This is a genomic window from Desulfurobacteriaceae bacterium (genome assembly GCA_039832905.1).
In the GTDB taxonomy this organism is placed as follows: domain Bacteria; phylum Aquificota; class Aquificia; order Desulfurobacteriales; family Desulfurobacteriaceae; genus Desulfurobacterium.
Genome location: JBDOLX010000052.1, coordinates 1,387 through 7,339 on the forward strand (window position 1 = coordinate 1,387; position 5,953 = coordinate 7,339).

Annotated in this window: 4 protein-coding genes; all 4 read left to right on the forward strand. The window is 34.1% G+C overall.

Annotated features, from left to right (window positions below):
• The coding region (locus ABGX27_03895; protein ID MEO2068634.1) for a DNA methyltransferase at nucleotides 1-3,133 on the forward strand (3,133 nt) is incomplete at its 5' end.
• Between the two features lie 10 nt (nucleotides 3,134-3,143).
• Nucleotides 3,144-4,616 (forward strand): AAA family ATPase, encoded by a 1,473-nt coding sequence (locus ABGX27_03900; GenBank protein ID MEO2068635.1) that lies wholly within the window; start codon nucleotides 3,144-3,146, stop codon nucleotides 4,614-4,616.
• A gap of 20 nt (nucleotides 4,617-4,636) precedes the next feature.
• Nucleotides 4,637-5,725, forward strand: a complete 1,089-nt coding sequence (locus tag ABGX27_03905; GenBank protein ID MEO2068636.1) for an AAA family ATPase — start codon at nucleotides 4,637-4,639, stop codon at nucleotides 5,723-5,725.
• Nucleotides 5,712-5,953 (forward strand): hypothetical protein (locus tag ABGX27_03910; GenBank protein MEO2068637.1); only part of this gene is annotated, 242 nt, incomplete at its 3' end. The genes ABGX27_03905 and ABGX27_03910, both read left to right, overlap by 14 nt.

Here is a 5,953-nt window from a genome sequence, read left to right on the forward strand (position 1 = left end):
AGAAGCGGCTCACCAAACCCTGAATAGAATAGTCTTTCTCTACTTTGTTCAGGAAAAAAGAGAATGGTTTGATACAAAAACAGGTGAAACTTTAGTCTCTTTTCTAGTAAGAGAGTATAAAGAGTTTAGAGAGAAAAATTCTAACGACAAGAAAAACTTTTTTGATTTTTTAAAAGCCCTGTTCTTTTCTGCTTTTAACAATAAAAAAGGCGAAATACACACAAAGTATTCTTTCTTGCCAGAAAGTTTAAAAGAACTTCTTTTAAATGCACCTTACCTTAATGGAGGTCTTTTTGAGGAAAACGAACTTGATGAACTTGGTTTTGAAATTCCAGACCAGTTTTTCCTTGAAGAAGATTTAATAAGGGGAAAACTTGGACTTATTCCTTTCTTAAACAGCTACAACTTTACAATAGTTGAAGATCTTGAAAACGATAAATACTTAGCTGTAAACCCTGAATTTATTGGAACAATTTATGAGAAACTCGTGCACTTAGATTCTTCAGAGCTTCTTAAAAGCTTTGAGGATAAGATAGACTCTGAAGGAGTTTTAAAAGGTATAGTCTACACGAAAGAACCAGAAATAAGATTTATGGTCTCAAGATCTTTAATTCAGTATTTCAAGAACAATACAAACTTAGACGAAGAAACCATCTATGATTTTGTCTTAAAAGAAGAATTTGAACCAGAGGACAAAAAAACAAAAGAGATTCTGAAAACGGCTTTAGATAACCTAAAAGTTGTTGACCCTGCTTGTGGTAGTGGAGCTTTCTTAGTGGCTATGGTCGATGCCATTTATAGACTTTATGAAAAACTTAGGGAAGTTGAAAATGGATATGAACTGAGGAAAAAGATTATAGAGAACAACGTTTACGGCGTTGATGTAATGGAATGGGCGGTAAAGATTGCGGAGCTCCGTCTCTGGCTTTTCTTAATAGTTGAAGCGGAACTTAAGAAAGAAGAGGTAATGGTTAAACCACTTCTTCCGAACCTTTCCTTTAAAGTTAGGGTTGGAGACAGCTTAATAGAAGAGGTTGGAGGAATAGACTTTTCACTTTTAAGAAGCAGGAGAAAGTGGCTAAAATCTTCTATATCGCAAGAAGTTAAAAGAAAAATAGCAAGTCTAAAGAAGAAAAAGTTTGCATTTGCAGAAAGCAAAAAAGATGCTCCAAAAAAGTGGGAAATAGAGAAAGAGGAAGTTGAACTTTTTAACATGATAGTTGAAGAGAAAATAGATAAAATAAAGAAGAAGTTGAGGGAGTTAGGAACTCTAAAATCCCAAAGAGATCTTTTTGGAAATGAAGATAAGAAGAAACTATCCCTTTTTGAGAAGGAAGAGAAAAAACTTTTGAGAGATCTCGAGATTTACGAAAACTTGAAAAAATCTTTAAAGAAAGGAAAAAGACCTTTTATTTGGGATATTGACTTTGTTGAAGTTTTTTATGGGGAAAAGAAAGGTTTTGACATAGTTATTGGTAATCCTCCTTACGTTAGACAAGAAAAGATAGCTCCTCCAGATAAAAAAGAGGAAGACTTTAAACCTTCTGAGTGGAGAAAACTTAAAAAAGAGTATAAAGAAAAGCTTCAAAACATGGTTGTTAACCTTTACGGCAAGGAGTATAAACCTGATGGAAAAGCAGATTTATACGTTTACTTTTACTTTAAAGCATTGAGTCTTTTGAACGAAAGAGGAACTCTTGCTTTTATTACTTCAAACTCTTGGCTTGATGTCGGTTTTGGAAAAAGTTTACAAGAATTTCTTTTGAAGAAAACAAAAATCTACTCAATAAACGACAACCAAGCAAAAAGAAGTTTTAAAGAAGCGGACGTTAACACCGTTATTGTTTTCACTTCTTCTCCAAACGATAACGAAAGTGAGAACCTTGAAAATGTCGCAAAATTTGTAATGTGGAAAGTTCCTTTTGAAGAGGTTGTAAACTTTAAAGACTTTAAGGATTTACTCTTGTTTATAGACGATCTAGAATGCAAAGTGGAGAACAAAGACCTTACAGAACTTTCGGAAAACGTTGTTTCTTTAAATGCCTTTAGGGTCTTTCCGATAAAGCAGAAGGATTTATTAAGAGATGGAACCAAAGACGGAAAGTATGAAGGAAACAAGTGGGGTGGAAAATTTCTAAGAGCTCCAGACATTTTCTTTACAATCCTTAAAAAGGGGAAAGGGAAACTTGTAAAACTTGGAGATATTGCAGAGGTAAAAAGAGGATTTACAACAGGAGCAAACGAATTTTTCTATGTTGAAGATTTAACAGATAAGCTCTCTGACAGCGAACTTGAAAAAGTTGAAAACCTAAGAGGTTTTACTTCAGTTGAAAAGATAAAAAAGGCGGGACTCAGAATTGTAAAACCGAGTAAGTGGGGAAAGAACGCAAAAGATTACAAGCTCTTTCTGATTGAAAAGGAATTTTTGAAACCTGTAATAAAAAGTCCGAGAGAACTTAAAACGATAGTTGTAAGGGAAGAGGATTTAAAGTATAGAGTCTTTATGTGTAACAAAACCAGAAAGGAACTTTCTGGAACTTTTGCACTTGACTATATAAAGTGGGGAGAAGAACAGGGATTTCATAAAAGACCAACGTGTAAGAGCAGAAGAGAGTGGTATAGCTTAGGAGAAAGAAGAATTAGCGATTTCGTTGTTTCCGCTAAAGTTGGTGAACGTTTTGCTTGTTGGAAGAATGGAAAGTTTTTAGCAGATAAGATTTTATATGATGTCTTTATTGGGAAAGATATAGATAAGGAAAAAACTTTAGTTGCGTTAAATTCTTTAGTTTTCCGTTTATTGGTAGAAATGTTTTCTCGTCAGTTAACAGGAGCTCAGGCAATTTCCGATATAGACGTAATAGTGTATAAAGAAAGCTTTTTGATTGACCCTAATATTCTTGGTAAGACTTTAGAAATGGATGACTATCAGAAAGTCCTTTCCATCTTCACCGAACTCGGCTTTGACCCGAACAAACCAATAAGAGAACAAGAACCTAACCCACTCCCAGACCGAAAAGCCCTTGACGACATAGTCTTTGACGCTCTTGGCTTAACAGAAGAGGAGAGAAAAGAAGTCTATTACGCCGTTGCAGAGCTCGTGCAGAATAGATTGAAAAAAGCGAGAAGTGTTTAGGAGGGAGGAATTGATACGGAAGTTAGTTATTGAGAATTTCCGTTCTATTAAGGAACTTGAAATGGAGTTAACAGGTTTTAATGCTTTAATAGGTCCCAATAGTTCGGGGAAATCAAATATTCTTAAAGCTCTTAATCTAATTATTGGAGAAACATATCCTTCTGTGAGAGCATTTAATGAACATGATTTTTGTCTGCACAATAAATCTAAAAGGATATCAATAGAAGTTCACTTCAACAAAGCTCTTGAAGTAAACGACAAGGTGTGGGGATTTAAACTGACGTATGATGGAGATACACTTAACTATGTGGCTTTAGATGATTCGGGAAATGTATTGTGTTATCCTAATAGTGATAGAGAAGTGAAGGTTTCAACTAAAATGAGAGAAGAAGTGACTCTTATGTATCTTCCTTTAGATAGGCAAGCCCATCACCAGATAACTCCTTCTCAGTGGAAGCTTTATGGAAAATTATTAAAGCATATAGCTTCCTATATAGATGAAGAGACAAAAAATAAGTTTAAATCTGCTGTTGAGGAAGTGTTTGACGAAAAGATATTCCCTTATGTAGAAAATATAGAAAGACAACTGAGAAATTTTGTAAGAGAGCAAACAGGTTTAGATGTAGCCCTTAGGTTATCACTAATAGATCCTACTAACATCCTGAAAGATTTGAGACCAAGGATAAAATATCCTGAGAACTTTGAGGTAGATGTAGAGTTAGAAGGGGCGGGTGTTCAAAGTGCTGTGGCTATCGCCATGGCTAGAGTTTATGCTGAAGTTACGAATCGTCCTCTGGTATTAGCAATAGAGGAACCAGAACTTTATTTGCATCCTCATGGGTGCAGACATTTTTACCGTTTATTAAAAGAACTCTCCAATAGTGGAGTGCAGGTTGTCTATACCACTCATGAAAGAAGTTTTGTGAGGGTTGAGGATTATAGGTCTATTTGCATAGTTAGAAAAAAAGGTCTACAGACAGAAGTTGCTCGTGTCAGTTCAGAAGTTGATGACTTATCTATACTAAAAACAGCTTCCAAATTCAATGAAGAACTTAACGAAATTTTCTTTGCTGATAAAGTTGTTTTAACTGAGGGAGTGAATGATAAGATAGCTTGTGGATTTTGTTTAGAATGGTTAGGAGTAGATTTAGACAAGTCTAATGTCTCTATTGTGGATTGTGGAGGAATTGAAGAGGTTAAATCCTTGGCAAGAATTTTAACTAACCTTGGAATAGAAACATATGCCCTTCTAGATGAAGACCCAAATAACGCAAAAACAGATAGAGCAATTGAAGAAGTTAAAGATATTTTAGGAGATGAAAATGTTTTTTTACAGACTCCAAATTTAGAGGGTATTTTTAATTACTCTAATGGTAAATTTAAACAAAAGAAAATACGAAAATTTTTATCGGAGTACCTAGAAAAGAACGGGGTGCCACAAGTATACAAAGAGCTAAAAAACAAAATATTTCCTGATAACTAACTTTTGCGAGGTTAAAATAGATGAAGATTTCTTTTTACAACTTCGGTAGTATTAAAAGTGCTGAGTTATGGATAAAACCTTTTACGGTTATTGCAGGTAAAAACGAGACAGGGAAGTCTTTCGTTCTAAGGACTTTGTATGGAATTTTTTCCTCTTATCATAAATCTGGAGATAAAGGTTTAGTTTCTGGTAAATTCACAGTAGGTGGAATATCTGCAAGAAATTTAGAACAAAAATTGAGGTGGATATTTCAACAGAGACAAATAGGAAACTTGGTTAATAAACTTGTGGAAGTAAAAGAAAAGGAAGAAAAGAAAGCAACAATAGAGATTGTTAGTGAAAGAGGTAGAAGTCTTATTAGTATGTCTGCGTCTCAAAAAAGAAAAGTGGATTTTTCTGACGAAGAAATAATTCTTGACTTAGTTATTCATCATGCAAATTTTATTGCAACTCCTCTAGTTTTAGATTTGGAAAAGGGGATGTCCTATTACAAAACAATGTTTCCTAACAACTACGGAATTCCCGATATCTACTGGGACATTATAAAGGATATTAAAAATGTTGGTATTGCTGACACGGTGGAACTTGAGGAAATATACGAAAAAATAAAAGAGATAATAGGAGGGCGTTTTGAATATGATCCAAAAGAGGGATTCATTTTCCGAAAAGGAAAGTTTAAGTTCAATGTGAATCTTGTTGCTTCAGGTATCAAAATTTTTGGTCTGGTACAGCTTTTAATAGAGAGAAACTTCCTTGGTAAAAATACCGTGTTTATCATTGAAGAACCTGAGGTTCATCTCCATCCATCACTAAGATTTAAGCTCATTGATATTTTTAGACTTCTTTCTAAAAATGGAGTTTTCGTTATTTTTTCTACTCACAGTCCAGAGATAATTAGATATATTGAATATCTTTTGAGAAAGGGAGAACTCTCTGAAGAAAACACAGAAATTCTCCATCTTATAAAGGAACCTGACGGTTCTATTGGGAAAAGGGAACCTCAATTAGAAACAATAGAAGAAATTTTAGAATCTCTTACAGAGGATTACTTCTACCTTGTTATGAAAGAGAAACTGGAAGAAGGAGAAAAAAAGAATGAAAATAAATAGTGTTAATTTTCAAAACTTTATCTCTAATACCTTTGACTGTCCTTCTTTCGAACCAGAAACTCCTCTTATAGATTTTGATAAGCTTAGACTTCAGGTATGGAGTCAACTAAGATCAGTTGACGCTTTGGATATTCAAAACGGCAAAATAGTAATGTATGAATTCAGCACATTTAGAGATTTAATTGAGTATCTCAAAGATACTGATTTCACAGAAAAACAAGCTTTTAT